This window comes from Uliginosibacterium silvisoli, assembly GCF_036017035.1.
In the GTDB taxonomy this organism is placed as follows: domain Bacteria; phylum Pseudomonadota; class Gammaproteobacteria; order Burkholderiales; family Rhodocyclaceae; genus Viridibacterium; species Viridibacterium silvisoli.
This window is the reverse complement of record NZ_JAYXHS010000003.1, coordinates 16,863-43,653: the sequence shown is the minus strand read 5'-3', so window position 1 is coordinate 43,653 and position 26,791 is coordinate 16,863. Positions and strand designations below refer to the sequence as shown.

The 26,791-nt window shown below is 60.9% G+C and carries 22 protein-coding genes; 12 read left to right on the top strand and 10 right to left on the bottom strand.

What is annotated here, in order from left to right; all coding sequences use genetic code 11:
- Positions 1–323 precede the first annotated feature (323 nt).
- Positions 324–641: a 4a-hydroxytetrahydrobiopterin dehydratase gene (locus VVD49_RS15015; protein WP_327600023.1), complete on the top strand. Its 318-nt coding sequence runs from the start codon at positions 324–326 to the stop codon at positions 639–641.
- A gap of 267 nt (positions 642–908) precedes the next feature.
- Entirely contained in the window at positions 909–3,191 is a 2,283-nt protein-coding gene (locus VVD49_RS15010) for a putative bifunctional diguanylate cyclase/phosphodiesterase (RefSeq protein ID WP_327600022.1), read from the top strand.
- 83 nt (positions 3,192–3,274) lie between these two features.
- Here the strand turns inward: VVD49_RS15010 and VVD49_RS15005 are convergent, their stop codons facing one another.
- Positions 3,275–3,457, bottom strand: coding sequence for a lipoprotein (locus VVD49_RS15005; protein WP_327600021.1), 183 nt, complete (start codon positions 3,455–3,457; stop codon positions 3,275–3,277).
- 224 nt (positions 3,458–3,681) lie between these two features.
- On the opposite strand from VVD49_RS15005, the gene VVD49_RS15000 reads away from it, so the two are divergent.
- From VVD49_RS15000 to VVD49_RS14980, 5 genes are all read left to right on the top strand, one after another.
- Entirely contained in the window at positions 3,682–4,323 is a 642-nt protein-coding gene (locus VVD49_RS15000; RefSeq protein ID WP_327600020.1) for a DedA family protein, read from the top strand.
- A gap of 33 nt (positions 4,324–4,356) precedes the next feature.
- Positions 4,357–5,013, top strand: a complete 657-nt coding sequence (purN, locus tag VVD49_RS14995) for a phosphoribosylglycinamide formyltransferase (RefSeq protein WP_327600019.1) — start codon at positions 4,357–4,359, stop codon at positions 5,011–5,013.
- Between the two features lie 77 nt (positions 5,014–5,090).
- Positions 5,091–6,119, top strand: coding sequence for a DUF3108 domain-containing protein (locus VVD49_RS14990; RefSeq protein ID WP_327600018.1), 1,029 nt, complete (start codon positions 5,091–5,093; stop codon positions 6,117–6,119).
- A gap of 96 nt (positions 6,120–6,215) precedes the next feature.
- Positions 6,216–7,481 carry an RsmB/NOP family class I SAM-dependent RNA methyltransferase gene (locus VVD49_RS14985; protein ID WP_327600017.1) on the top strand — a complete coding sequence of 422 codons (1,266 nt, stop codon included), beginning with the start codon at positions 6,216–6,218 and terminating at the stop codon, positions 7,479–7,481.
- A gap of 20 nt (positions 7,482–7,501) precedes the next feature.
- Positions 7,502–8,758 (top strand): mechanosensitive ion channel family protein, encoded by a 1,257-nt coding sequence (locus tag VVD49_RS14980; RefSeq protein ID WP_327600016.1) that lies wholly within the window; start codon positions 7,502–7,504, stop codon positions 8,756–8,758.
- A 13-nt stretch (positions 8,759–8,771) separates the two neighbouring features.
- Here the strand turns inward: VVD49_RS14980 and VVD49_RS14975 are convergent, their stop codons facing one another.
- Together VVD49_RS14975 and leuA are read right to left on the bottom strand one after the other, a co-directional pair.
- Positions 8,772–10,688 (bottom strand): DUF1631 family protein, encoded by a 1,917-nt coding sequence (locus VVD49_RS14975; RefSeq protein WP_327600015.1) that lies wholly within the window; start codon positions 10,686–10,688, stop codon positions 8,772–8,774.
- Positions 10,689–10,792: 104 nt separating this feature from the next.
- Entirely contained in the window at positions 10,793–12,487 is a 1,695-nt protein-coding gene (leuA, locus tag VVD49_RS14970; RefSeq protein ID WP_327600014.1) for a 2-isopropylmalate synthase, read from the bottom strand.
- Positions 12,488–13,016: 529 nt separating this feature from the next.
- Here leuA and VVD49_RS14965 point away from each other — a divergent pair.
- Positions 13,017–14,183: a DesA family fatty acid desaturase gene (locus VVD49_RS14965; protein ID WP_327600013.1), complete on the top strand. Its 1,167-nt coding sequence runs from the start codon at positions 13,017–13,019 to the stop codon at positions 14,181–14,183.
- Here VVD49_RS14965 and VVD49_RS14960 read toward each other — a convergent pair.
- Positions 14,171–14,329: a hypothetical protein gene (locus VVD49_RS14960; protein WP_327600012.1), complete on the bottom strand. Its 159-nt coding sequence runs from the start codon at positions 14,327–14,329 to the stop codon at positions 14,171–14,173. The two genes, VVD49_RS14965 and VVD49_RS14960, sit on opposite strands and share 13 nt — an antisense overlap.
- Positions 14,330–14,397: 68 nt before the next feature.
- Here VVD49_RS14960 and VVD49_RS14955 point away from each other — a divergent pair, with 68 nt between their 5' ends.
- On the top strand, positions 14,398–15,174 hold the full coding sequence (locus VVD49_RS14955; RefSeq protein ID WP_327600011.1) for a ferredoxin--NADP reductase: 777 nt from the start codon (positions 14,398–14,400) through the stop codon (positions 15,172–15,174).
- Positions 15,175–15,237: 63 nt separating this feature from the next.
- Here VVD49_RS14955 and mfd read toward each other — a convergent pair whose 3' ends face one another.
- Positions 15,238–18,675 carry a transcription-repair coupling factor gene (gene mfd, locus VVD49_RS14950; RefSeq protein WP_327600010.1) on the bottom strand — a complete coding sequence of 1,146 codons (3,438 nt, stop codon included), beginning with the start codon at positions 18,673–18,675 and terminating at the stop codon, positions 15,238–15,240.
- 247 nt (positions 18,676–18,922) lie between these two features.
- On the opposite strand from mfd, the gene VVD49_RS14945 reads away from it, so the two are divergent.
- The 3 genes from VVD49_RS14945 to VVD49_RS14935 are packed head-to-tail and all read left to right on the top strand — an operon-like array spanning position 18,923 to position 22,997.
- Positions 18,923–21,421, top strand: coding sequence for an ABC transporter permease (locus VVD49_RS14945; RefSeq protein WP_327600009.1), 2,499 nt, complete (start codon positions 18,923–18,925; stop codon positions 21,419–21,421).
- 33 nt (positions 21,422–21,454) lie between these two features.
- A complete protein-coding gene (locus tag VVD49_RS14940; RefSeq protein WP_327600008.1) occupies positions 21,455–22,228 on the top strand; it encodes an EI24 domain-containing protein in 774 nt (257 codons plus the stop codon).
- Between the two features lie 4 nt (positions 22,229–22,232).
- A complete protein-coding gene (locus VVD49_RS14935) occupies positions 22,233–22,997 on the top strand; it encodes a competence/damage-inducible protein A (protein ID WP_327600007.1) in 765 nt (254 codons plus the stop codon).
- 135 nt (positions 22,998–23,132) lie between these two features.
- Here the strand turns inward: VVD49_RS14935 and VVD49_RS14930 are convergent, their stop codons facing one another.
- From VVD49_RS14930 to VVD49_RS14910, 5 genes are all read right to left on the bottom strand, one after another.
- Positions 23,133–23,690: a phasin family protein gene (locus tag VVD49_RS14930; protein WP_327600006.1), complete on the bottom strand. Its 558-nt coding sequence runs from the start codon at positions 23,688–23,690 to the stop codon at positions 23,133–23,135.
- A gap of 339 nt (positions 23,691–24,029) precedes the next feature.
- A complete protein-coding gene (gene lptA / locus VVD49_RS14925; protein ID WP_327600005.1) occupies positions 24,030–24,596 on the bottom strand; it encodes a lipopolysaccharide transport periplasmic protein LptA in 567 nt (188 codons plus the stop codon).
- A 25-nt stretch (positions 24,597–24,621) separates the two neighbouring features.
- Positions 24,622–25,185 (bottom strand): LPS export ABC transporter periplasmic protein LptC, encoded by a 564-nt coding sequence (lptC, locus tag VVD49_RS14920; RefSeq protein ID WP_327600004.1) that lies wholly within the window; start codon positions 25,183–25,185, stop codon positions 24,622–24,624.
- Entirely contained in the window at positions 25,185–25,739 is a 555-nt protein-coding gene (locus VVD49_RS14915) for a KdsC family phosphatase (protein WP_327600003.1), read from the bottom strand. Before VVD49_RS14915 ends, lptC begins: the two co-directional genes overlap by 1 nt.
- The gene (locus VVD49_RS14910) at positions 25,739–26,761 is read right to left on the bottom strand and encodes a KpsF/GutQ family sugar-phosphate isomerase (RefSeq protein ID WP_327600002.1); all 1,023 of its coding nucleotides are present in this window, start codon (positions 26,759–26,761) and stop codon (positions 25,739–25,741) included. Before VVD49_RS14910 ends, VVD49_RS14915 begins: the two co-directional genes overlap by 1 nt.
- Between the last annotated feature and the right edge of the window lie 30 nt (positions 26,762–26,791).

Below are 26,791 nucleotides of genomic sequence, written 5' to 3'. Positions count from 1 at the left end.
AGCGATTTGCCCTGGAGGTGCGCTAGCACCAATTAATTGATACCGGTAACAAATTTTGGCGTCTGCATATTGGTACCGGTAACACAGATCTAAAGTTTGCACTTTGCCGTTATCCTGCGTCAAGACCGGATTAGCCCTTGTGGCGTGACGAATGTCTTGAGCCATTACGACATGAAGCGGCTGGGCGTAGCTCGTGCGACCCGTTCCCTCGATCGCTTGCCGTGTGATCCCGCATACGATTTACGCAGGCTCGCCAGACACGTGATGCGTCAGGTGGGACGCCTTATATCCCGATGATTCAATACGTTACAGAGGAGCCGAAAATGAGACCTGAACGCCTCGACATCGCGCAGATCAATCTGGCTTTGAAGGATTTGCCCTTGTGGCGACTGGATACGCAGGCAGACAGAAATGTGCTGACGCGGGATTTCAGATTCGCTGACTTCAATGCCGCCTTTGGCTTCATGACGCGGGTAGCCATGATGGCTGAACGTCTGGACCACCACCCGGAATGGTCGAATGTTTACAACCGGGTCTCGATCACCTTGAGTACGCACGACGTCGGTGGCGTAACCGAGCTGGACCTGCGCCTTGCACGGTTTTGCGACACATCAAATCCGGCGGACCGGCAGGGAACCTAGGGCTTCCCCGGAGGCCTGAGTCCTGTCTGATCTGATATACCGGAAAACGACTCCCGAAATTTCAGTCTTGCCCACTTGCTGCCGTTGATGCTTGAAGGGCGGGCTTGTTCAGGCAAGGCAGGGCCGGAATTACAGAAGGGCGACATGGCATCGGTAAGCAATACCGATGAAGAGTTGTCGCTTGGCTCCAGACTCAACAAGACGTGGCGATATTGCGTGAATATGCAACCAGATCGGGGAGGCAATAGAGATATGGTGCGGGACACGATGCGAAGGCAAGCATTCGCGTCAGCCACTGAAGAGCCGGACGAGGCAGGCAATGACACGATCATGTTTGCCGCCGAAATCGACGCCGATGCTCTGCCTGTTGCCGAAAATGGCGCACCCGTATGGCGCGTGCTGCTGGCGGACGATGACGAGGAGGTGCATCGCGCAACTGCATTCGCGCTACGCGGCGTGAAGATCGACGGTGCAGCCTTGCAATTGCTGCATGCTCATAGCGCCGCTGAAGCAGAAGCCATACTGGTCAGCCAGGACGATATCGCCGTTGCCATGCTGGATGTGGTGATGGAAACAACCGATGCGGGCCTGGTCCTCGTCGATACCATCCGCAACCGCCTGGGTCTCAGAACCTTGCGCATTGTCTTGCGCACCGGCCAGCCCGGTTATGCGCCCGAGCTCGAAGTCATCGAGCGCTACGACATCAATGACTACCGCACCAAATCCGAACTTACGCAGACGCGCCTGATCACGACGCTTACCTCAGCCGTGCGCGCTTATGCCCAGCTTGAGCACATCGAACGCACGAGTCACGGTCTGGGAGAGGTTTCGCGTGCGGCGAATACCATGTTCCGCATTCGCTCCGCCACGGAGTTCGCCACCCAGCTGCTGGTGCACATGGGCGGTTTGCTGGAGTGCGTGCCGAACGGGCTGGTCTGCGTGGACTTGCCAGCGTCGCCCGACCGCACGGTGACGGGCATGTCCGTCCTGCATTCGGTGGGCGACTATGCAAGCCTGCTTGGCATGCCGGTGGACAAGGTCGCAGATATCGATCTCCAGCGCGCGATCCAGCGTTGCGTCGCAGCGCGGTCGATGCTTTTCGAAGGCGGGCGCGTCTTCATCTGGATGGGAGGCGGCACGCGTGACGCCGTAGCCGTCTTCGATGTTGGCGGCACGGACATTTCTGCGGTATCGCGGCGCCTGCTGGAAATCCTCGCGGCCAACCTGACCGTGGGCTTCGAGAACGTCGATCTCTTCGAGCGACTGGATTTCTTTGCTTTCTTCGACCCGCTGACGCACCTGCCCAATCGCACGCGTTTCCTGTCGGATGTTGACCAGGATCTGTTTGCGCACGCGGGCAGTGGCCGCTGCCTGGCATTGGCCGACATCGTGCGTTTCTCGGATATCAACGATGCGCTCGGCCATCGCTGTGGCGACACCTTGCTCATCGGCGTGTCTCGCCGTCTGCGTGCCGCTGTGGGGCCGGAGGTGATCTGCGCGCGCATTTCGGGCGACGTGTTTGCACTATTCGGCCCTGAAAACGCGATTGACCCGGTTGCGATGCGCCGCGCCTTCGAGTCGCCTTTCTTCGTACACGGCCATGCCTTGCAGGTGCAGGTGCGCATGGGCATCGTGCGCGTGGCCGATAGCCGCGGCAGTGCCGTGGAGCTGATGCGCAGCGCTAATCTCGCGCTCAGCCAGGCGCGCCAGTCCGGAGGTGGCGCTTGGAGCTACTTCACGCGCACCATGTCGGAAGACGTGCAAAGCCGCGTTTCGATGCTGCACAGCCTGCGCGCGGCGATCGATTTCAAGCGTGGGTTGAGCTTGGCTTACCAGCCTCTCGTCAACGCTCGCAGCGGCAAGTTGGTCGGCGCCGAGGCGCTGCTGCGCTGGCGCAATGATTTCGGCGAGTCTGTGTCGCCGCAGCGCTTCATTCCCCTGGCCGAGCGTACAGGCTTGATCAACGAACTGGGCCTGTGGGTCATCGAGACGGCACTTGACCGCCTGGCCCGCTGGCGTGCGCAAGGCCTCAGCGACATGGTCATGAGCATCAACGTGTCGTCGGTGCAATTCCGCGCCGACGATTTTGCGGCCCAGGTCAAACGCCTGATCGATCTGTGTGACGTGCCTGCTGTTGCGGTGACGCTTGAAATCACCGAGTCGATCGCGTTGGAGGATCACGCTCACGTCATGGAGCAGATCGCAGAGCTGCGACGGTTCGGTGTCAGTTTCGCCATTGATGACTTCGGTACCGGCTTTTCGTCGTTGAGCCAGATTGCCTTGCTGCCTGCCGATCAATTGAAAATCGATCGCGCCTTTGTCGACAAGGTGTGCAATTCGGCTGCCGATCATTCGCTTGCAGCGACCGTGGTGATGCTCGCCCAAGGCCGCAATCTCGGCATGGTGGCTGAAGGTGTTGAAACCGAAGAACAAAAAGATGCCTTGCTGGCGCTTGGCTGCGAAAAGATGCAGGGCTACCTGTTCGGCCGCCCGATGAGCGCCGAGCAGTTTGACGCCTGGGTGCGCGAACGCCGCCCTGCCAGCACCTGACCTGTAGCTGATTTCACGGCCCGCGGCATACGAGCGCGCCTGCAGCGACCGTCCCGAATCAACGAATCGAGTCGAGCTCCGTGTCAGTGGGTGACAGCGGGGCTCTCGCGTGTTGCCTGCTCGCCGTTTTCTCCGTTACGAAGGCTGCCACCCAAGGGTAACTTGCGAACATTGTTTGGCGACTTGGCTCTGTTTTCGGCATGGGCCGAGCGATTGCAACTGGTTACAGCCGTCGCGATCAGCGCCAGCAGCAGTGTTTTTTGCATGAGTCTTTCTCCCGCCTCAGCGAAAGTCTGCAGTCGATGCCGGAGCCTCAGGCTGCTTGGGTAGATGACTCGTTATTGTTCATAGTTTTATAAAAATCCAGTATTTAGGTCGCGAAACTAGAAAAAACATCAACTATCTGACAAAGATCATGTCGTCCGTAACGGCTGCCGACACAACGCCATGCTCTATCATGGCGAACTTGATTCCTCGCCCGGCATGCCCCATGGACTTCATTCTGCAATTCGTCGACATCATTCTTCATCTGGACAAGCATCTGGCGGAACTGGCCGCGCAATACGGGCCCTGGATTTACGCCATCCTGTTCCTCATCATCTTCTGTGAGACAGGGCTGGTCGTTGCGCCGTTCCTGCCTGGCGACTCCTTGCTGTTTGTAGCAGGCGGGCTCGCGGCGACGGGCAATATGGATGTCCACCTGCTCGCCTTGCTGCTGTTCTGCGCGGCCGTGCTTGGTGACAATCTCAATTACTGGGTCGGGCGCCTGATCGGGCCACGTGTGTTCCGCTGGGAAAACTCACGCCTTTTCAATCGCGCGGCTTTCGACAAGACGCATGCCTACTTCGAGCATCACGGCGGCAAGACCATCATCATTGCCCGCTTCCTGCCCATCGTGCGCACCTTCGCGCCTTTTGTAGCAGGCGTGGCGAAGATGGATTGGCATCGGTTCCTGCCTCTCGACATTCTTGGCGGCGCGATCTGGATTGGTTCGCTGACGTATGCGGGCTATTTCTTTGCAAACATCCCGTTCGTGCGCAGCAATCTGAGCATTTTCATTTTGGCCATCATCGGTCTTTCCCTGCTGCCGGTCGTGTTTGCGTGGCTCAAGTCGCGCGGCAAGCCTGCCTGATTCGACTTTCACGAATTTTCCAAGCAACAAGTCATGAGTAAAAACGTCGTCATCCTCATCTCCGGTCGCGGCAGCAATATGGAAGCCATCATCAACGCCGCCATTCCGGAGGCCCGCATCGCTGCAGTGATCGCCAATCGCGCGGATGCCGCCGGCCTGGGCTTTGGGCAGGCACGCGGCATTGCTACGGCCGTGGTGGATCACAAGGCCTTTGCCAGCCGCGAGGCTTTTGACGCCGAGCTAGCCACTGTCATTGATGGTTACGCGCCTGATCTGGTCGTGCTGGCCGGTTTCATGCGCGTGCTCACGCCTGATTTTGTCGCCCACTACGCGGGCCGGCTGATCAATATCCACCCGTCTTTGCTGCCGTCGTTCCCTGGCTTGCACACCCATGCACGGGCGCTGGAGAGTGGCGTGAAGCTGCATGGCGCGAGCGTGCATTTCGTAACGGCCGATCTTGATTGTGGCCCCATCATCATCCAGGCCGCCGTGCCGGTATGTGACGATGACGACGAGAAGGCGCTGTCTGCGCGCGTGCTGGCCCAGGAACATCGCATCTACCCGCAGGCCGTGCGTTGGTTTGTCGAGGGCAGGGTGGAGCTGGCTGCCGGGCGTGCGCGTATCCGCGATGCCGAATCCGGCGCTGAAGGCTGGAGCGTACCGCTCGTCGAGGTGGCCTCTCCTGGCTGAGCCGCAGCCCGGCCGGGTCATGATCAAATCCTGATGGTATGCGCGTAACGGTACTTTCTCTCGCAGTCAGCGTTTCGGTGGCGGTGCACCTCACGGCCTTGCTGGTACCCGGCTGGCAATTGCCGGAAGACGAGGATCTGGGCGGGAAGCCGCTCTCCGCGGTATTGCTGGCGGCGCCGGTTACCGAACCACAGATGGTCGCGCCCAGGCCTGCGCCGAAACCGGCGAAACCGAAGCAACCTGCACCGCCGCTTGCCGACGCGCCCATGGCCTCGCTCGGCGACACCCCGGTCGAAAGCAGCGCGCCATTGGCTGAGGCGACTTCCGCCGCGGATCAGCTCCCGCAATCGGCGCCGACTGTAGACGTAGCGACTGCGGCATCCGCACCAGAAGCGCAATCGCAGGCCGTGGCGCAAGCGACGTCGGCACCGCTGGCGGATATAAGCGGCTGGGCTCGGCAAGGGCGTGTGCGCTACATATCGAGCTACTACGGACTGACCGTAACTGGCGTGCAGGAATGGTCACGCGATGACACACAGTTCTCCGCTTCACTGCGTGGTTCCGTGCCGATCAAGGGCGAGCTCATCAAACAGGAGTCCAGCGGGCGCATCGTGGCCGGGCGGCCGGTGTCCGACAGCTTTCGTGAAACCTTCAATGCGGCTCAATACGAGACCCAGTTCGATGCGGCGGGCAACACGATCAAGCAGGTTCGCAAGGGCAGTCCGCGCGAAGTCGAAACCGGTGGCTATGCGCTGGACATGCTGGCCTTGACGCATTTCATGTCGTTGCAGCCGCCTGGCGCCCCGAATTTCGACGTGTTCGTCGTCACCTTTCGTGGTTCGGTCAGCCGCGTAAGCATCGAGCAGCGGCCTTCGCAGGCATTGCAGCTGCCGCTCGGATCGATCAGCGCTCGCCAGTTCCATGCCGAGGCGCGTAACGGATCGTTGAAGATCGACATCTGGCTGGCGAACGACTGGAGCAATGCGCCGGTGCGTATCCGCGTCGAAGATAACAACGGAACCTACGACCTGAAGGCCGAAGAGGTCGAACTGAACGGCCAGGTCGTCGGTACGCGCCCGAGCTCGGCTGCTGCCGTCGTCGACTGACACAACAGCTGAAGTGGCGATTGGGGCGGGGCTGCCAGACGGGTGCCGTATAATCCCGGCTCATTCCTCTGCTGCATTTCCTGCACCCCCGAATTCATGGCCCTCCGAATTTCCGCCGAGCAGCTCGACGCTGCGACCCAGGCGCTCGATGAAGTCCTCGACTTCAAATACCCCGCCGACGGTGTCCTGTCAGGCTTTTTCCGTGGACAACGCGCACTTGGCATGGCCGACCGCGCTTTCGTCGCCGAATCGGTCTATGGCGTTGTGCGTCACCTGCGCCAGCTGCGCCGCGTAGCCGGAGAATCGGTAGGCCCGCGCAAGCTCCTGATCGTCTGGTTGATGCGCTACGACGGACTTTCCATCCGCCAGCTCGAACCCTTGTTGTCACTGTCCGAACGCACCTGGTTGGCAGAGGTAAAGACTGCCGATGTCGAGGCGCCGACGCTGAGCGAGCGCTGCGATCTGCCAGACTGGCTCACCGAACGTCTGCTGGCGCAATACGGTGAAGAGCGCCTCATTGCGATGGCCGATGCCCTGAATTCGCCCGCACCGCTCGATATGCGCGTCAATCCGCTCAAGATCGAGCGAGACGCCGCCATGGCCCGCCTTGCGGCCGACAATTTCGGCAGCAAGCCGGGTGACTACTCTCCCTATGCGATCCGCATGGACGACAAGGTGGCGCTGCAGAAACATCCGCTGTTCCTTGATGGCAGCATCGAAGTGCAGGATGAGGGCAGTCAGTTGCTGGCGATTCTTGTCGGCGCGAAGCGTAGCGAAATGATTGCTGATTTCTGCGCAGGTGCCGGTGGCAAGACCTTGTTGCTTGGCGCATTGATGCGCTCGACCGGGCGCCTCTATGCATTTGACGTCTCGGAGAAGCGTCTGGCGCGCTTCAAGCCACGCATGGCGCGCTCCGGGCTTTCCAACGTGCATCCGACTGCCATTGCGCACGAGGGCGACAAGCGTCTCAAGAAGCTGGCCGGCAAGATGGATCGCGTGCTGGTCGATGCGCCCTGCAGCGGTATCGGTACCTTGCGCCGCAACCCCGATCTCAAGTGGCGTCAGACGCAAGTCGGTGTGTCGGAACTGGTCGACAAGCAAGCTTCGATTCTTGCCGCCGCCGCAAAGCTGGTAAAGGTAGGTGGGCGCCTCGTCTATGCAACCTGTTCGCTGCTGACGGAGGAGAACGATGCCATCGTCGATGCTTTCCTCGCCGCGCATCCTGAATTCGTCGAACAGCCGGTGAATGAGCTTCTGGCCGCGCAGAAGATTGCACTGGATACCGGTTCACGTCTGCGTCTCACGCCACTCGAACACGGTACCGACGGCTTCTTTGCAACCGTCATGACGCGCAAGGGCTGAGAGGCGCAGGACCGCACAGCATGGATATCACAGCCCTGATTGCCAGTCTCATGGCAAGTCTGAGCGACGTCGCCACGCTGCGTGAGCTGATCGTCATCGCCGTCGTGCTGGTGACTGCGGCGCTGCTGGCGCGCGCGTTGCGGCAGCGACGTGTCCGTCCGGCACTCCAGGAGCAGGGTGCGAAACGCCTGGCGTTTCCGCTGACGGCCGTCCTGCTGCTGTTCGTGGCGCGTGTCATCGCTTTCCATCTTGGCTGGAAGCTGCATCTGATCGGTATCGCCATACAGTTGATGTTGGCGATGGCGGGCGTGCGCATTGTCGTGTTCGCATTGCGCAATGTTTTCGCGCCCTCAGGCTGGCTGGCCAATTTCGAACGCTCGGCCGCCACGCTCATATGGTGTGCCGTCGCGCTCGACATCCTTGGCGTGTTGCCGGAAATCATCCAGTGGCTCGATAGTTATTCCCTGCACATCGGCAAAGGGCATATCTCGCTCTGGCAGATCCTGCAAGGGCTGACTACGGTCGTCGTCACGGTGATCACCGCCTTGTGGCTGGGTGGAATCGTCGATGCACGCCTGCACGCGGCGCAAGGTCTCGATAGCAGCTTGCGCGTGGTTTTCTCGCGTATTGTCAAAGCACTCCTGTTGTTCGTTGCAGTGTTGCTTGGCATGTCACTGGTCGGTCTCGACATCACGACGCTGTCGGTCTTTGGTGGCGCATTGGGTGTCGGGCTGGGTCTTGGCATGCAGAAGATCGCCAGTAACTATGTGTCGGGCTTCATCATCTTGCTCGACCGCTCCATCCGCATCGGCAATCTGATCCAGATCGGCGCGGACACGCGGGGCGAGGTGTTGCAGATCACCACGCGCTACACCGTGCTGGGCGGCGGCAATGGCACGCACTTCATCGTGCCGAACGAGCTGCTGGTTGGCGCAGTCGTGCAGAACGAGACCTTCACGCTGTCACGCATGCGTGTCGCCATTGTCGTGCCGGTGGCATACGGGCAGGACACGGAAAGGGCCTTGCAGATTCTCGAAGAGGTCGCCGCGGCTGAAAAGCGCGTGCTGGAGGAGCCCGCGCCACGCGCTTCTCTGGCGGAGTTCACCGACGTAGGTATCAAGCTCGAACTGGGGGTCTGGATCAACGATCCGCTTCAGGGAACCTTGTCGGTACGTTCGAACATCCAGCGCGCCGTGCTGGCGCGTTTCATCGCGGAAGGCATCGACATGCCGCAACCGAAGGCTGCTGCCAAGCAGCTGCCCGGCGCTTCGGTCTAGCCTTGCACGTCAGCTACAGGTCAAACAGCGCAGGCGCCCGTGAGAACCCCAGGGTGCCCGCTGCTTGTTGGCGTGCAATTTCCGACCATGCCACAGCGAGTGGCTTGTTGTCCGGCCGCATCTGCAGCAGGAAAACCTGACGGGCAGGTGTGATGGCTGCGATCACGCCGCTGCCGGGAATGCCGCCCGGGAGCACGAGTCGCAAGCTCTGGCCGATTTCGAGCGCGCTCAATGCCGCCGGGATCTCCGGCTCGCGCGGCAGGTAACCCGGGCGTCGCAGTATCTGCAGGCCCTCCGTACCCGAAACCTTGTCCAGACGCGATGCGTCGTCCGCGGGCGCGGAGACGCTTGGCTCGATCAGGCGCGGATCGCGCCCTTGCAGGGATTCCGCGTGCAGGGAGGCAAAGCGCTCAAGCAACTTGTCACGCGTTTCTGCCTTGACGCGAATGGCGTCCAGGCCATTCTGCAAGTGCTGGGCGAGGCGCGGCAACATGCTCGCCAACCGATCGCGCTCTGCGCCCTCGGGCTTCGGCTGCATGCTCCAGATGAGGCCATCGGCGACCTTCAGCGCTTGCGTCCATTCTTCGCTGCGCTCGCCATAGGTGGTCAGAGTACGGCGCAGCACCACACTCCAGTAATGTTCAAGAAATAGCTGCACTGTGCGCGGAGGTTCCTGCGCACACAAGGCGCGGATGGCTTTCGAGGCATGGCGACGCGCGAGCTCGCTGCGCTCTTCGATACGGATGCCTTCTGCATAAGACTCGACGCGCCGTGTCAGCGCCGCGAGGCGTTCGTGGCGTGCGTTCTCAAGTACTGCCAGTACCTCGGCGAACACTGCTGCGTCGGTGGTGTATTCGCGCGTCAGGCGCGACACGCTGGCTTCGATCAGATTGAGCTGTGTCGTGCCTGGCGCAGCATCCGGCGGCAATTCGCTCGCCTCGCGCGCGAGCGCGGTGAGCAGCTTTCGCGCCGGGTGCTCAGGTTGATTCACGAACTCCGGTGCGCGCAGGGCCAGCTTGAGCAAAGGCACCCGCAGGCCTTCCAGCGGTTGCTTGGCTGCAGGAGGGATATCGGGATGTGCGGCCAGTCGATCAAGCACGCGTTCGATGCAATCGACCGCTTGGCGAGATTCGTTCGGCAGGAGCCCGGCCAGTTCAGTGCGGCCCAATTGGCGTGCCACCTGTGGCGTGTTACTACCGCCCGCGAGTTGTTCATCGAGCCAGGAAATCATGCGGTCACGCAGCGCACCCGCGAGCATCGGATCGAGCGCCTGGCTTTGTGGCGTAGGGGCGGCGGCCGGCGCCTGTTCCATGCTGACGGCATTGCGCGCGGCTGGGCGATCGGACGGGGCGCGTAGCAAGGACTTCTGTTCGATGCCCAGCTCGTCGAGCCTTGCATTCAGGTTCTGGTAGAGCGCTCGCAGGCGCGATATCAAGGTGCTGCGCATGTCCTGAAGCAGGCGGATGCGCTCGTCACCTGTCAGACCTGCCTCGGCGGCAAGGGCGCGCACTGCACTGCCGACTGTTTCCGGGCCGACAGGCAATTGTTCCGGCGCCGCTTCCTGCTGGTCGAGCAGAGTCATGAAGCGCAGGTGTAGCTGACCCAGCTGCAGTTCGCAGCTTTCCCGCAGTTGCTGGGCAAGGTCGGAAAGGCGGATCGAGAATTCCAGATCGTCCTCGTGCACCAGGCTGATGCGCGAGGCAGTCAGGCTGCGCTGGCTTTCGAAAGTCTTGCGATCGCGCAGACCTGCAAGCTGATCGAACTGCTCACGTGCTGCGCTGAGCGTGGCATCGACGACGCCGATGTCGATGTATTTGAAGTCGCGCAGTACGCCGCCAAGCGTGTCGAGCAGTGCCGTGCGGCATTCGTCGAGTGCCTGCCGTGACAGGCTGGAGGAAATCTTTGCAGGCTGATCGGCGGGTTCGCTCATGGGTCGCAGACTGGATGATTCAGTCTGCAGTCTAGACGAACCGGCGCCCGGGAGGGCGCCGGATATCGGGTGGCAATCAGCTCTATTGCCGCCAATCAAGTCCTTCAGACCGTGCTGAGCGAGGCCTCAAGCACTTCCCGGAGTTTTTCATCACGGGTGACGAGGCGGTTTGCGGCAGAGATCAGTGCGCGCAGCGAGGCTTCGACGATGCTGGACGAACAGCCTGCACCGAACAGCGTGCCGGCCATGTCCGGGCTGGCGATCTCGAGGAAGGCCACCGCGCGGGCATCGCCACCGATACCCAGCGAGCGCTCTTCGAAACTGTGGATCGACAAAGGCAGGCCGAGGGCGCGCAAGGCTGCGTCGAGCGGACCGTTGCCCTCGCCACGCAGACGGCGCGGCTTGCCATTGACCATCACATCGAGCTCGACCCCATGGTGGTCACGCGATTCTTCGAGGCGGTGGGCGAGCAGGGTGACAGGCAAGTCATCGGAGAGGTAGGCACGCTCGAAGATCGCCCAGATGTCCTGCGCGCTTTGCTCCTCGCCGGTGTCGTCCATGACTTGCTGAACTTCCGCCGAGAATTCCACCTGCATGCGCCGCGGCATCACGAGACCGTAGGCAGACTCCATCAGGTAAGCGATACCGCCCTTGCCGGACTGGCTGTTGACGCGAATGATGGAGTCATAGGTGCGGCCAAGATCCGCCGGGTCGACCGGCAGGTAGGGCACTTCCCACAAGGCGTTCGGATCCTGCGCGGCAAAGCCCTTCTTGATCGCATCCTGGTGCGAGCCGGAGAAGGCCGTGAACACCAGATCACCAACATAGGGATGACGCGGGTGAATCGGCAATTGCGTGCATTCCTCGGCGGTGCGCGCAATGTGGTTGATGCGCGAGAAATCGAGTTGCGGGTCGATGCCTTGCGAATAGAGATTCAAGGCGAGCGTTACGAGGTCGACGTTGCCCGTGCGTTCGCCATTGCCGAACAAGCAGCCTTCGACGCGATCCGCGCCGGCCATGACGGCAAGCTCGGCGGCAGCGACGGCAGTGCCACGGTCATTGTGCGGATGCACGCTAACGATGATGGCTTCGCGGTTCGACAGGTTGCGACACATCCATTCGACCTGGTCGGCATAGACGTTCGGTGTCGCCGCTTCGACCGTTGCTGGCAGATTGAGGATGGCGGGGCGTTCTTTCGTGGGCTGCCAGATTTCGAAAACGCGTTCGCTGATCTCAAGTGCGAAATCGAGTTCGGTCGAGGAGAAGGTTTCCGGGCTGTACTGGAAGACCCATTCGGTCTCCGGCTGTGCTTCGGCGCATTCACGCACGAGCTTGGCCGCTTCCGTCGCGATCTTGATACAGCCGGCGCGATCGACGTTGAACACGACGCGGCGGAAGTTAGGCGCCGTCGCGTTGTAGACATGCATGATCGCGCGGCGCGCGCCCTTGAGGCTTTCGAAGCTGCGACGGATGAGGTGGTCGCGCGCCTGCGTCAGCACTTCGACGGTCACGTCCTGCGGAATGCGGTTTTCCTCGACGAGCTTGCGCACGAAATCGAAATCGGTCTGCGAGGCGGAAGGGAATGCTACTTCGATTTCCTTGAAGCCGATTTCGCACAGCATCTCGAACATCGACAACTTGCGTGCGGCTGACATCGGCTCGAACAAGGCCTGATTGCCATCGCGCAGATCGGTACTCATCCAGATCGGCGGGCGCGTGATCGTCTTGCCCGGCCAGCTTCGGTCAGCGAGCTGGATCGGTGGGAAAGCCTGATATTTGGTGTTCGGTTGCTTCAACATTTGATTGCTCCAATTGCGTTCGGTATCTGATTCGATTGCTGACTCAGCGGGTGGCCTGGGCAAGGACGAGCGGCAGCCAGTTCAAGGCCGGTCGTCCGGTGGGCAGTCGTAGCAGGAGCAATGGAAAAATCATGTGAAATCCGGGGTTTGGGGCGTAGAAATGACGCAGCCAACCGAACCATCGTCAGATGGTGCGGTCAGAGCCAAAGCGAGGGGAGTGTTTTTATCTGCGCGCGGGGCGCAGCAGCCGACGTGCCAGCAGTGCGGCAGTCAGCGAGGAGAGTACAGCGAGGGTGTAGAGCACAATGTGCTGCAACGAAATCATGCTTTGACATTAGCCGCCCCTATCGCCGCTTGTCAAGTCATGCAAGTGATTAATCGTCAATTTGTGACAAACCGCTTCAGCGCATTCGGGGTCTGACGTAGACATCACGTACAATCGCGCGTCCAAATTCAGGTTCAGGCTCTAGACCGTATTTGGAATCCCAGCCAATGAGCTGGCAACAGAGCCGTACTGTTCAAGGATTTTATGTTTTCTGGTTTAGTGGATTTGACCTGGTGGGAGTACGTGCTGTGCGTACTGGTACTCACGCACATCACGATCGCGTCGGTCACGATTTTCCTGCACCGTCATCAGGCTCACCGCGCCCTGGATCTGCACGCGCTGCCGAGTCTGTTCTTCCGCGCCTGGTTGTGGTTGACCACGGGTATGGTCACCAAACAATGGGCGGCGATTCACCGTAAGCATCACGCCAAGTGTGAAACGGCTGAAGATCCGCACAGCCCGCAGATTCTCGGTATCAAGCGCGTGCTGTTTGCTGGCGTTCTGCTGTACGTCAAGGAAACGCGCAACAAGGAAACCATGGAGCGTTACGGCCATGGCACGCCGGACGACTGGATGGAACGCAACGTTTTCAGCCGCTACCAGAAGCTCGGTGTGGCGATCACCATGGTCGTGAATATGGTTGTGTTCGGTGTCGTGCCGGGCGCGCTGATCTGGTTGGTGCAGATGGCCTGGATTCCGTTCTGGGCGGCTGGTGTGATCAACGGTGCCGGCCATTATTGGGGCTATCGCAACTACGAGTGTGCCGATGCTTCGCGCAACCTGATTCCATGGGGTATCTGGATCGGTGGTGAAGAGCTGCACAACAACCACCATACCTATGCAACGTCGGCCAAGCTGTCGTCGAAGTGGTACGAGTTCGACATCGGCTGGATGTACATCCGCATCCTCGAAATGCTCGGTCTGGCCAAGGTCAAGAAGACCATCCCGGTGCCGCGTATTGGCGAAGCACGCAATGTGATCGATCTGGACATGCTGCAAAACGTCATCACGCATCGTTATGACGTGATGACGCGCTACGTGAAGTCGTTGCAGAAGGTGTACGCGGAAGAGCTGGCGCATCTGCGTACGACGAAGGGTGTCGACATGCGCAAGATGCGTGGCGCACTGCTGGCTGACGCACATACGCTGTCGGTCAATGCACGCACGCAGCTGGCGGAGGCTCTGGCGCACAGCCCGAAGCTGGAGAAGCTGCATGCAATGCGTGAGGAGTTGTCGACGCTGTGGGCACGCTCCTCTGCTTCCAGCGAGCAATTGCTCAAGCACCTGCAGGACTGGTGCCACCGTGCAGAAGAGAGTGGCGTGCAGCAATTGCGCGAGCTTTCGCTGCGTATGCGTTCCTACGCAGCCTGAGTTCCGGCAATCAGGTGACCAAGGCCCGCTTCGGCGGGCTTTGTCATTGCTGGCCAGTATTCCGAAAGAGCATTTGTTAATTCAGATTTTTGCTTTAAATCAATTGCTTGAGCCTGATAACCTGCTGTTATGTCCAGATTAGCCACAAGTGCTTACGTAGTCGGCTTCTGTGGAATATAAATACATCATTGATAAACAAAGCGAGTAGCCAAAAATGGCAGCCGTAGCCCCCGAAAAAGTCCTGAGCGTTCATCACTGGAACGACTCCCTGTTCAGCTTCAAGACCACGCGCGATTCGAGTTTCCGTTTCCGCAACGGTCACTTCGTCATGATCGGCCTGGAAGTCGAAGGCAAGCCGCTGCTGCGCGCTTACAGCATCGCCAGCGCGAACTACGAAGAGCATCTGGAGTTCTTCAGCATCAAGGTTCAGAACGGTCCGCTGACGTCACGCCTCCAGCATCTGAAGGAAGGCGACGAGATCCTGATCGGCAAGAAGCCGACCGGCACGCTGGTGCTGGATGACCTGAATCCTGGCAAGAATCTGTATCTGTTCGGCACGGGCACCGGTCTGGCGCCCTTCATGAGCCTGATCCGCGATCCGGAAGCGTATGAGCGCTTTGAGAAAGTGATCCTGTTCCATGGCGTGCGTACCGTCAGCGAACTGGCCTATCAGGAATACATCAGCAAGGAACTGCATGACGACGAGTTCCTTGGTGAGATGGTGCGCGACAAGCTGCTGTACTACCCCAGCGTGACGCGTGAGCCGTATCGCAATCAGGGTCGTCTGACGGACCTGATCATCACCAACAAGATGACCGATGACCTGGGTCTTCCTCCGCTGAATGCTGAAACAGATCGCGTGATGATCTGTGGTAGCCCATCCATGAACAAGGACACAGCTGATCTGCTCGAAGAGCGTGGTTTCAAGATTTCGCCGCACGTTGGCACGCCTGGCGACTACGTGATCGAGCGCGCTTTCGTCGAGCGTTGATCTGGATATTCCCGGACAAAGAAAAACCGCACCCTAGGGTGCGGTTTTTTTATGCCTGGCGACTTAGCTCAGGGCCTTGAAGACATCCTTCACGCGCGCCACGCGATCCTTCAGGGTTTCGGAATACACGGTCACGGTGAGCTTGTCCTGGCCTGCGAGCTTGTAGTGACGGTTCTTCTGGATCAGCTGAATGATCTTGATCGGCTCGACTGGCGGGTTGGGTTCGAACTGCAGGTTGATACGGTTCTCCGACGCGTCGATCTTGATGATGCCGAAAGGCTTGGCGGCAAGACGCAAGCGGTGCGTTTCCATCAGGGCGAGGGTCTGCGCTGGCATCTCGCCGAAGCGGTCGATCAGCTCTTCCTGGATGTCCTGCAAATCTTCCGTGCTGTCGGCATTGGCCATGCGCTTGTAGAGCGTCAGGCGCTCCTGCACGTCGCTGCAATAGGCGTTCGGCAGCAGGGCGGGCGTATGCAGATTGATCTCGGAGGTGGCTTCGAGCGGTTGCGCGAGGTCGACGTCCTTGCCGCTTTGTAGCGCCTTCACGGCGCGCTTGAGCATCTGCGTGTACAGCGAGAAACCGACCTGCTGGATTTCGCCGGATTGCGAGTCGCCGAGCACTTCGCCCGCGCCGCGGATCTCCAGGTCGTGCATGGCGAGGAAGAAGCCGGAACCGAGGTCTTCCATCATGGTGATGGCTTCGAGACGTTTCTGCGCGTTAGCGCTCGGCTTCACGCCGGCATCCGTCAGCAGGTAGGCGTAGGCCTGATGGTGCGAGCGACCGACGCGGCCACGTAGCTGGTGCAGCTGCGCGAGTCCAAAGCGATCGGCACGGTTGATGACGATGGTATTCGCCGTCGGGATGTTGATACCCGTCTCGATGATGGTCGTACACAGCAGCAGGTTGGCGCGCTGCGCGGTGAAGTCCTTCATCACGCGTTCGAGTTCGCGCTCCGGCAACTGGCCGTGGCCGACGACGATGCGTGCTTCCGGCAACAGCTCGGTGAGCGCCTCGCGCATGTTCTCGATGGTGTCGACTTCGTTGTGCAGGAAGTACACCTGGCCGCCGCGCTTGAACTCGCGCAGCACGGCTTCGCGCACCACGCCCTTCGACCAGCCTTGCACGAAGGTCTTGATGGAGAGGCGCTTCTGCGGCGCCGTGGCGATGACGGAAAACTCGCGCAAGCCTTCCATCGCCATGCCCAGCGTGCGCGGAATCGGCGTGGCGGTGAGCGTGAGGATGTCGACGTCCTTGCGCAGCGCCTTGAGCGCTTCCTTCTGGCGCACGCCGAAGCGGTGCTCTTCGTCAATGATGACGAGGCCGAGCTGCTTGAACTCCACGTCCTTCTGCAGCAGGCGGTGCGTGCCGATGAGGATGTCGACCTTGCCTTCGGCTAGCAGCTCGAGTGCCTCGGTCTGCTCCTTGGCGCTGCGGAAACGCGAGATCTCGGCGACCTTCACCGGCCAGTCGGCGAAGCGGTCTGCAAACGTTTGATAGTGCTGCTCGGCGAGCAGCGTGGTCGGACACAGCACGGCGACCTGCTTGCCGTCGGAGATGGCGATGAAGGCGGCGCGTAGGGCGACTTCCGTCTTGCCGAAGCCCACGTCGCCGCAGACCAGACGATCCATTGGCCGGCCCGAGCGCATGTCTTCGACGACGGCGTTGATGGCTGTGAGCTGGTCGCCCGTTTCTTCGAAGCCGAAGCCCTCGGCGAATGCATCGAGATCGTGCTGCTGGAAGTCGAACTTGTGGCCCGGCCGTGCAGCGCGTTGCGCGTAGAGCTGCAGCAGCTCGACGGCCGTATCGCGCACCTGCGCGGCCGCTTTCTTCTTGGCCTTTTCCCATTGGCCGCTGCCGAGCTTGTGCAGCTGCACGGCTTCGGGATCGGCGCCGGCATAGCGCGTGATGACATGCAGTTGCGATACCGGCACGTAGAGCTTGGTGTCGTCCGCGTATTCCAGATGCAGGAACTCGGTGTCGCCTTCGCCGAGGTCCATGTGGATCAGGCCGAGGTAGCGGCCGATGCCGTGGCTGGCGTGCACGACGGGGTCGCCGGCCTTGAGCTCGGAAAGATCCTTGAGCCAGCCCTCGACGGAAGTCTTGCGCGCATCGCGACCACGTCCGCGCGGGCGCGCCTGGCTGGCGTACAACTCGTTCTCGGTGAGGATGGCGATGTTCGCGCCCGGCAGTACGAAACCGTTGCTGAGCGGCCCGACGGACAGGGACAGCTTGGCATCGCTCGACAGGAAGCCGTCGAGGTCCGCACTGGCGGCTGGCTTGAGACCGTACTCGGCGAAGTACTCATTGATGGTCTGCTGACGACCCGCGGACTCGGCGAGGATCAGCACGCGCCACGTGAAGTTGTTGAGGTAGTTCTTGAGCTTGTGCAGCGGGTCGTTCGCCTTGCGCTCGACACCGAGGTCGGGCAATGGCGATGTCGTCGGCATGCCGGCGCCAGCTTCGCTCATGGCGAGTCGCGGCAATACCTTCGCTGCTGTGAAGAACTGCTCAGCGGGCAGGAAGAGCTGGTCGGGTGGCAGCAGTGGTCGCACGCGATCACCGGCCATGAGCTTGTAGCGGCTGTTGGCCTCGACCCAGAACGCGTCGACGGCAGCGGGCACGTCTTTGTGCGTAACGAGTACTACGTCTTTGGGCAGGTAGTCGAAGATCGTTGCCGTTTCTTCGAAGAACAGCGTCAGGTAGTACTCGATGCCTGGCGAGGCGATGCCGTTCGAGATGTCCTTGTAGATGATGGATTTCGTCGGGTCGCCCTCGAAAGCCTCGCGGAAGCGCTGGCGGAACGAGGTGCGCGCCTTGTCGTCGAGCGGGAATTCGCGCGCCGGCAGCATGCGTATTTCCGGCACGGGAAACAGCGTGCGTTGCGTGTCCGGATCGAAGGTGCGGATGGTGTCGATTTCGTCATCGAACAGGTCGATGCGGTAAGGCATGGCCGCGCCCATCGGGAACAGATCGATCAGGCCGCCGCGCACCGAGAACTCGCCGGGGCGGATGACCTGCGTGACATGGTCATAACCGGCAATCGTCATCTGGTTGCGCAGCGCGTCCAGATTGAGCTTTGCCTTGGCCTTGAGGAAGAAGGTGTAGGCCGCCATGTAGGAGGGCGGCGCCATGCGGTACAACGCGGTGGAGGCGGGCACCAGCGTCAGGTCCGAGTCACCGCGTTGGATCGCGTGCAGTGTCGCCAGACGTTCGGAGATCAGGTCCTGATGCGGCGAGAAATTATCGTAGGGCAGCGTTTCCCAGTCCGGCAGCAGGTGCGCTTTGACGTCCGGCGCGAACCACGCGATCTCTTCTTTCAGGCGTTGCGCGTCGAGCGGGTTGGCCGTGATGACCAGTAGCTTCTGCCCAGTGCTGGCGAGTTGCGCCAATGCGGCCGCGTCGGCGGAACCGTGCAGCAGCGGCAGATCGAGGCGCTGACCCGGCTTGGGCAGGGCGATGGTGTTGAGAGGTTGCAGCGGAGCGGAAGAGGAGGCGGTCATGACACGGGCTGGACTGAGTTGAATGCACGACACCGCTCAGCGGCATTGATCGGGGCGACCCGGGCCGGTGTGCGGTGAGCTGCGCATTATACGTTGCCGGCAGGTCTCCCCATGGTTCGGCGCCGGACGCGGAACGAAGCGCTGCGCGGGCTGTCTGCAAACAAGTTGTCCGCGAGACATCCTTTGCCACATCATGCGTGCCATGCATTTCAAGAATATTCTGCCCAGCGTCCGGCTTTCCCTTTCCATGCTTCGCCGCGACTTCCGCGCTGGCGAACTGACCTTGCTGGGCATTGCGCTGCTGATTGCCGTCGCCAGCCTGACCAGCGTGGGCTTCTTCACCGAACGTGTGCAGCAGGCGCTCAAGCGCGATGCCACGCAATTGCTTGGTGGCGACCTGCTCGTCTCCGGCGATGCGCCACTGCCGAAAGCCTGGCAGCAGGAGGCGCAACGCATGGGCTTGCGTGCGACGAATACGCTGACCTTCTCGAGTATGGTCAGCACCGACGACGTGGCGCAGCTCTCTGCCGTCAAATTCGTCGAGCCGCAGTACCCCTTGCGCGGCAGCCTGAAGATCGCCGATCGCATGGGCGGCGAGGCGCGCGAGGCGGGGCGTATTCCCCCGCCGGGTGAAGCCTGGGTCGAGGAGCGATTGCTCAGCGCGCTGGACGTCAAGCCTGGTGATCTGGTCAGTCTCGGCAAGATCAAGCTGCGTGTCGGCGCGCTGATTACCTTCGAGTCGGATCGTGGCAACGGCTTCTTCAATTTCATTCCGCGCATCATGGTCAATGCTGCCGATCTGGCATCGACCGGTTTGATCCAGGAAGGCAGTCGTGTGCGCTATCGCATGCAGATCGCGGCGGATGGCAGCGGTGCTGATGCACGCAAGCTCGTCGATCGATTCGAGGCGTGGGTCAAGCCGCAGCTCGGCGGCGGCCAGCAACTCGAGAGCATCGACAATGCGCGGCCCGAGGTGCGCGGCAATCTTGAACGCATCCAGCATTTCCTGAGCCTCGCGGCGATGTTGTCGGTAGTGCTCGCGGCCGTGGCGATCGGCCTCTGCGCGCGGCGCTACTTGCAGCGTCATCTGGATGGTTGTGCGGCGATGCGCTGTTTCGGCGCGCGACGTTCGCAACTGCTGGGTCTGTTCCTCACGGAGTTCGCAATGTTCGGTCTGGCCGTTGCCGCCATCGGCTGCGTCGTGGGTTTTGGCGTGCAAGCCGGCATTGCCGCGCTGGCGGGTTCTCTCATCAAGGCCGACTTGCCCTTGCCGGGTATGTTGCCGGTGTTGCATGGATTGGTGGTCGGCGTGGCGCTGGTCGTGGGCTTCGTCGCGCCGCAGCTGCTGCACATGACGCGCGTGCCGCCGGTGCATGTGCTGCGACGTGAGTGGGGCGGGCCGGAGGCGAGCACGCTGAGTGCATGGAGTGCTGGCGCGATCGTGCTGCTCGGTTTGTTCCTGTGGGTGGCGGGCGACATCAAGCTCGGCGCGTGGGTCGCGGCAGGGTTCGCCGGCGCCTGTCTGGTTTTCGCACTGCTGGCGCGGGCCGGCCTGAGCCTGTTGGCGATGGCGCGTCATCGCGATGGCGGCATGCGTGCGACCTGGGGTTTGCGTTACGGCCTGGCGGCCATGCATCGCAGGCTATCGGCGAGCATCGTGCAATCCGTCGCGCTGGGTCTTGGCCTGATGGCGATGCTGCTGCTGGGGCTTGTATCCAGCGACCTGCTGCGTGGCTGGCAGCACAGCTTGCGGCCGGATGCGCCGAATCAATTTGTGCTCAATATCCAGTCGGAACAGCGCGAGCCGCTGCAGGCGTTCTTCCGCGAACATCATCTGCCTGAGCTTGAGCTCTTGCCGATGATTCGCGGCCGCTTGGTCGAGTTGCGCGGCAAAGTGGTTGTGGCGGAAGACTACAAGGAGGACCGGGCACGCAATCTTGCGGACCGTGAGTTCAACCTCTCCTATTCAAGCGTCATGCAGGAAGGCAACAAGATCGTTGCCGGACAGTGGCACGGCGATGCACCGCAGAGTGGCTCAGTGTTCTCGATGGAAGAGGGCGTCGGCAAGACGCTTGGCATCAAGCTGGGTGACAGCGTTGTGTTTGATATTGGTGGCCAGCGGGTGGCAGGTACGGTGGGCAGTATCCGCAAGCTGGACTGGGATTCGATGCGCGTGAATTTCTTCTTTACCGCAGCGCCTGGCGTGCTCGAGGCGATGCCGACCTCGTGGATCACAAGCTTCCTGCTGCCGCCCGGGCGAGGTGCTGACATAAACGCGCTGGTGGCGGCTTTCCCCAACCTGACGGTGATTGATGTCGGCGCGGTGATAGCGCAGGTACAGGATCTCACGAGCAAACTGGTGCGCGTCGTACAGTTCGTGTTCGCCTTCGCATTGATTGCCGGCGCAGTCGTCTTGCTGTCTGCGCTGCGGGCCACGCACGACGAGCGCATGCATGAGCTGGCCGTGCTGCGCACGCTGGGGGCACGCAACCCGCAACTCCGGGCGGCCATGCTCTCTGAATTCGTCGTGTTGGGGGTACTGTCGGCGATACTCGCGACCATTGGTGCGGTGGCCACTGGCTATGTTCTGGCCATCAAGGTGTTCGATATATCCTACGACCCTGACTGGCTGGCCCTGTCGGGCTACGTGCTGATGGCAATCATCGGCGTCGTGGTGTGCGGCTGGCTCGGTGTGCGCGGGCTGCTGCAGAGGACCGTGGTTGACGGCTTGCGCTCGGTCGCCTGACCGACTCTGATGAATCTTTGACGAAGGGAATGCATGAGCAAGCTTGCTCTGGCATGGACGCGCGCCGCACGCAGCCTGATGCGGCCCGACGTCATGTGGCATCTATTGTGGCCGACCCTGGTGGCCTTCGTGGCGTGGCTGATTGCCGCCGTCCTCGTGTGGGGCCAGGCGGCCGAGCTGCTGGTGCGGTTGGCGCAAGGTCTGCCGTGGGTCGGTAGCTGGTTCGTTGCCGGTTCGACGTCGGCTACGGTGCTGGAGGGCTTCACGCACGTCTTGTTGATTCTGCTGTTGCTGCCATTGTCTCTGTTGACAGCAACAGTGCTGATCTCTCTGATCGCCTTGCCATTGATGCTCGACCGCGTTGCCACGACGGACTATCCCGAGCTCGTGGAGCGTCGCGGTGGCAGCCAGATCGGCAGCGCGGCCAACGCAGTATGGGCATTGATGCTGTTTCTGGTGCTCGGCTTGTGCAGTTTGCCGCTGTGGTTCATCCCGGGCATGGGTGTGGTGCTATCTGTGTGCCTGAGTGCGTGGCTCAACCAGCGTTGCTATCGCTATGACGTCTTGATGCGTCATGCTGACCGCAACGAATTGCGCACGCTGCCGCGCCAACATCGCGGGGCGCTCTATGCCATCGGTGGCGTGGCTGGCGTGCTGGTCTTTGTGCCCGTGTTCAATCTGTTTGTGCCCGCATTGAGTGGCCTGGCCTTCGTGCATTACCTGCTGCAAGCATTGCGTGAGTCACGTGCCGCAGAGCGCATCATCGATGTGACTGACGCCCGATTCTCAAGTTCGGAGAGGACCTGACCGCATGGCTTTCGGTGTCCTCATCATTGGCGATGAAATCCTCTCTGGCAGGAGGCAGGACAAGCACCTGCCCAAGGCCATCGAGTTGCTCAAGGCGCGTGGGCTGAGCTTGTCATGGGCGCGCTACTGCGGCGACGAACGACCGCTGCTGACGGAGATGCTGCGCCAGACGTTTGCCAGTGGTGACGTGGTCTTTTCTTTCGGCGGCATTGGCGCGACGCCGGATGACCATACACGTCAGTGTGCGGCAGCCGCGCTTGGTGTCGACATAGCGCTGCATGCCGATGCGGAGCGAGAGATCCGCGCGCGGTTCGGCGAGGAGGCCAATCCGCAGCGCCTGATGATGGGAGAGCTACCGGTCGGCAGCCACATCATTCCGAACCCGTACAACCGCATTCCTGGCTTTGGCATACGCGGCCACTGGTTCCTGCCGGGTTTTCCGGAGATGGCGTGGCCGATGATGGAGTGGGTGCTGGATACGCAATACAGTCATCTGCATCACGCCCAGCCTTGGGCCGAAGATTCGATTGCTGTGCTCCACACGCATGAGAGCCAGTTACTGGATCTCATGAATGCCTGGCAAGCACGCTTTGGAGTAACCATCTTCAGCTTGCCCAGTCTGGGTAGTACGACGGGGCGACGACATATCGAGCTGGGCGCCAAGGGGGCGCCGGATGATGTGACGGCAGCCATGGCGGCGATGCGCGAAGACATGACTCGCCACGGCCATCCATGGTGCGAGATGGCGGCTCTGCATGACGCCGTGTAGGGCGATGCGACAGAAATGGGGCCCGAAAAAAGGGCTGAAGTGAGAGGCCGGAAACGCGGCCCGGAAATGAAAAAACCGCGGTCCTTCCGGAGCGCGGTTTTTTTATCGCGCGATGTTCTGCGCAGATCGTAAGACTCAGGCGGCCTTCTTGGCCTTCGTTGCTGCCGAACCCACGGCCTTGACCGTTGCATCGGTAGCGGCCGTGACATTGGCTTCAGCCATTTCGGCGACTTGCTTGGCAGCCTTGCTCATGCTGTCGTAGGCCGAGTTGGCGGCAGCGATGGCCGACTTCACGGCAGCCACGGCGACATCGGAACCAGCTGGTGCCGACTTGGCAACCTTGTCCAGGGTGGTTGCGATGTTTTGCTTGATCTCGGTGGCTTGACCTTCAGCGATCTTGCTCAGCTGGCCTTGCACTTCGGTTGCGATTTCATAAACGCTACGACCGTAGGCAACAGCCTTTTCCAGCGTTGGGCGAGCCAGGCTGGCTTGCAGTGCGGCGAATTCTTGTGGGTCCTTGGCGCTGAACAGAGCCTTGGTATTGGCTACGCTGTCTTCCAGCGCAGTGCGGGCGGTGTTCAGGTTCAAAGCGGCAAGACGTTCGACACTGGCGAAAGCGGTGTTCGCGATGGTCAGCATGGTTTCAACTGCTGACTTGTTAATGCTGGCGAATTGCTCAGGGGTTGCAAACATTTTCTATCTCCTCAAAGGTGAGTGGGTGACACAGCCAACAAGCTAGCGCTACCGGGATGAATATGTTGCGCCGCACAATTTCAATTTTAGGTCAAAAAGCCCCTTTGTCAAGCACTATTTGTGCATTGCACTAAAAGTGCTTGAATTGACAAAAGTGCCAATCAATCAATTGTTTGAGACGCGCCAGCTATAGAGATGATGCAGTGCAACTATGTCACGAAGGCGACGTGCCGGCAAGGTGTGCGCCCAGGCTTATCTGTGCGCTGCGTCAACACGCTGTGAGAAACGGGGAAGTAAATCAGGTAGTGCCGCCCGCAGGACGCGGGCGGGAAGGGCTGGCTACTTCTTGCGCTCGCAAGTAATGGTGGCAATCGGCGCAGACTGGCTCGCCTTGCCCGGCAATACGATGGAAACCTGGTCTCCGGGTTTGGCGGCACTGCGGCTTTTCGATGTTTCAGTCTGTGCGTTGTATTCAATGGTGTCGGCGCAGGTTTCATTGACGCCCTTGCGAATCCACGCGCGCTTGATCAGGACCGCAGTCTCGGTGCGTGCGTCGTATTCGATGCGTTCGGCTTCGGCATATACCATTTCATCCTTGCCTTCGCTCTTCTGTTGCAAGCGCGCCAGACCGCCCTCGCCGCCAGTCGCTACTGCCGTCTGGAAGCCTTCAGCATCTTGTGTCACGACCGCCTTGTTGGAGGTGATGACCAGCGTGCCCTGGCTGATCTTTACGTGCCCTTCGAGTGTCAGGGTCTTGGTCTTGTCGCTGACCGGGGAATAGTCTGCAAGGATGCGCACGGGTTTTTCGCGATCAGCGCGTTCGGCGTTTGCTGATGTGGAGTACACCGCGACGGCGCCGGCAACGACGCTCAAGCTCAGGGCGATCAGGGTTCTGGAGTTGGACATGATCAGTTCGGCGTCAAATTATTCGTCAAGGATTTCGTTGGAGTGTGGCGTCAACCTGCTTGAGTTGCAGCAAGCCTTCAATATTGTTCCATTCGCCGCTGGCAGCATCGATACGGGTTCCCGCCTGGGTTACAGTCAGAGGCTGGTGAATCTGGGCTATTTCATCGTCAGTCAGCAGGATGACTTCGGTGGTCGTCAGCACTTGCTCGGGGGATTGTGCCGTCGCTACGCGCACGCCTCGCACGTTTTCGGTCAGGACGATGTGATCACCCCGTTCCGTGACGCGTGCCTTGTCGCTGCGCCAGTGGCTGTCGCGCCCGGCTGAGAGGAAGCGCACTCGTGGCTGTTTCAGGTCGGCGGAGTCGTCTTTCGGGAAGTGCTTGAGTTCGTCGGCTTCGAGGACCATGGCGAGTTTGCCCTGCTGATCAAACTTGTCGACATGGAAATTCTCGACAATTGCATCGGGATCGCCGCGGTCATTGCCCAGGCCAGATGGCCGCTCACTGCTGACCACGAATTGCAGCCAGTAAGTGGCCAGCGCCAGCAAGGCGGCGACGATAATGGGGAGCAGGGCGGGCAGGCGGCGCATCAGCGGGTCAGGTAGCTGTCGAGCATGGCATCGAGCTTGCCTTGCGCATTCAGGATGAAGTCACTCAGTTCGCGCACCGCACCGCGGCCGCCTCCCTGGCGAGTCACGAAGTCGACATGGCGATGCACGAAGGGATGTCCATCGCTGACTGACGCAGAGAAACCACAATCACGCAGGATGGGCAGGTCCACCACGTCGTCACCCATGTAACCACTTTGCTCCGCCGACAGCCCGAGTTGTTCGCGCAGGCCACGCATGACCGCGCGCTTGTCCTCGACCCCCTGGAACAAATGGGCCACGCCGAGGTTGGCCGCGCGCAGTTCGACCATGCGTGAGTTGCGGCCGGTGATGATGGCTACGGTAATGCCAGCTTCGCCGAGCATCTTGAGGCCGTGGCCGTCGAGGCTGGAAAAGGCCTTGATCTCGTCACCTGCCGGCGTGAAGAACAATGTGCCATCGGTCAGGACGCCATCGACGTCGAAGGCCATCAGTTTGAGCTTTGCTGCTTTACCGCGTGCGGTTTCGTTTTGATCGGACTTGTTCGGAAATAGCATCAGATCACCTTGGCGGTCAGCAGATCTTGCGTGTTGAGTGCGCCGACGAGAATGCCCTGCGCGTCGATGACCAACAGGCGCGTAATCGACAGTTGTTCCATTTTTGTGGCCGCTTCAGCCGCCAGTGCGTCGGGTGTGATGCAACGTGGCGAAGTGTGCATAACCTCTGCGATTTTCAGCCCGGTGATATTGCCTGTGCGCTCGAGCAGTCGGCGCAGGTCTCCATCGGTGAACACACCGAGCAGCTTGCCCGGGGCGCCATTCACGACATCGCAGATTGCTGTCATGCCCATCCCCTTGCGCGATATCTCGAGCAGGGCATCGGCAAAGCTCGCTTCGGGTGTGACGAAAGGAATGGCATCGCCACTGCGCATCACGTCGCGCACATGCGTCAGCAAGCGGCGACCCAGCGCGCCACCGGGGTGCGAGCGTGCAAAGTCTTCCGGGCTGAAGCCTCGAGCGTCGAGCAGCACAACGGCCAACGCGTCACCCATGGCCAGCGCAGCCGTCGTGCTCGCGGTCGGGGCCAGATTCAGTGAGCAAGCCTCTTCCGCCACGCCGACGTCGAGATGCACATCGCTCAATTGCGCCAGTGGCGAGTCGGCTCGCCCGGTCATGGCAATCAGGCGTGCGCCCATGCGCTTGGCGAAAGGCACGATGACCAGCAGCTCTTCCGTGCTGCCGGAATTGGACAGGGCAATCAGTATGTCATCGGGCTGGATCATGCCCAGGTCGCCATGCGCGGCCTCGGCGGGATGTACAAAGTAAGCAGGCGTGCCTGTGCTGGCCAGCGTGGCGGCGATCTTGCGGCCGACGTGACCGGACTTGCCGACGCCGCTGACGATGACGCGGCCGCGACTCTGCAGGACGATGTCGACGGCACGCACGAACTGTGCGTCGATGCGTGCAGCAAGTGCTGTCACTGCATTGGCTTCTATCGTCAGCACGGAACGCGCACGGGCGATCAGTGTCGAGTCGTCGAGTGTGCGTGCTTGTGCTGGACGGGGTGTGGATTGGCTCATGCCGTTTGCCTAATGCCCGAACAACGATCG

Excerpts from the sequence above, each read along its gene's own strand:
- VVD49_RS15015 (WP_327600023.1), top strand. The coding sequence starts at position 324 with ATGAGACCTGAACGCCTCGACATCGCGCAGATCAATCTGGCTTTGAAG.
- VVD49_RS15010 (WP_327600022.1), top strand. The coding sequence starts at position 909 with ATGCGAAGGCAAGCATTCGCGTCAGCCACTGAAGAGCCGGACGAGGCA.
- VVD49_RS15005 (WP_327600021.1), bottom strand. The coding sequence starts at position 3,457 with ATGCAAAAAACACTGCTGCTGGCGCTGATCGCGACGGCTGTAACCAGT.
- VVD49_RS15000 (WP_327600020.1), top strand. The coding sequence starts at position 3,682 with ATGGACTTCATTCTGCAATTCGTCGACATCATTCTTCATCTGGACAAG.
- purN (WP_327600019.1), top strand. The coding sequence starts at position 4,357 with ATGAGTAAAAACGTCGTCATCCTCATCTCCGGTCGCGGCAGCAATATG.
- VVD49_RS14985 (WP_327600017.1), top strand. The coding sequence starts at position 6,216 with ATGGCCCTCCGAATTTCCGCCGAGCAGCTCGACGCTGCGACCCAGGCG.
- VVD49_RS14980 (WP_327600016.1), top strand. The coding sequence starts at position 7,502 with ATGGATATCACAGCCCTGATTGCCAGTCTCATGGCAAGTCTGAGCGAC.
- VVD49_RS14975 (WP_327600015.1), bottom strand. The coding sequence starts at position 10,688 with ATGAGCGAACCCGCCGATCAGCCTGCAAAGATTTCCTCCAGCCTGTCA.
- leuA (WP_327600014.1), bottom strand. The coding sequence starts at position 12,487 with ATGTTGAAGCAACCGAACACCAAATATCAGGCTTTCCCACCGATCCAG.
- VVD49_RS14965 (WP_327600013.1), top strand. The coding sequence starts at position 13,017 with ATGTTTTCTGGTTTAGTGGATTTGACCTGGTGGGAGTACGTGCTGTGC.
- VVD49_RS14955 (WP_327600011.1), top strand. The coding sequence starts at position 14,398 with ATGGCAGCCGTAGCCCCCGAAAAAGTCCTGAGCGTTCATCACTGGAAC.
- mfd (WP_327600010.1), bottom strand. The coding sequence starts at position 18,675 with ATGACCGCCTCCTCTTCCGCTCCGCTGCAACCTCTCAACACCATCGCC.
- VVD49_RS14945 (WP_327600009.1), top strand. The coding sequence starts at position 18,923 with ATGCTTCGCCGCGACTTCCGCGCTGGCGAACTGACCTTGCTGGGCATT.
- VVD49_RS14940 (WP_327600008.1), top strand. The coding sequence starts at position 21,455 with ATGAGCAAGCTTGCTCTGGCATGGACGCGCGCCGCACGCAGCCTGATG.
- VVD49_RS14935 (WP_327600007.1), top strand. The coding sequence starts at position 22,233 with ATGGCTTTCGGTGTCCTCATCATTGGCGATGAAATCCTCTCTGGCAGG.
- VVD49_RS14930 (WP_327600006.1), bottom strand. The coding sequence starts at position 23,690 with ATGTTTGCAACCCCTGAGCAATTCGCCAGCATTAACAAGTCAGCAGTT.
- lptA (WP_327600005.1), bottom strand. The coding sequence starts at position 24,596 with ATGTCCAACTCCAGAACCCTGATCGCCCTGAGCTTGAGCGTCGTTGCC.
- lptC (WP_327600004.1), bottom strand. The coding sequence starts at position 25,185 with ATGCGCCGCCTGCCCGCCCTGCTCCCCATTATCGTCGCCGCCTTGCTG.
- VVD49_RS14915 (WP_327600003.1), bottom strand. The coding sequence starts at position 25,739 with ATGCTATTTCCGAACAAGTCCGATCAAAACGAAACCGCACGCGGTAAA.
- VVD49_RS14910 (WP_327600002.1), bottom strand. The coding sequence starts at position 26,761 with ATGAGCCAATCCACACCCCGTCCAGCACAAGCACGCACACTCGACGAC.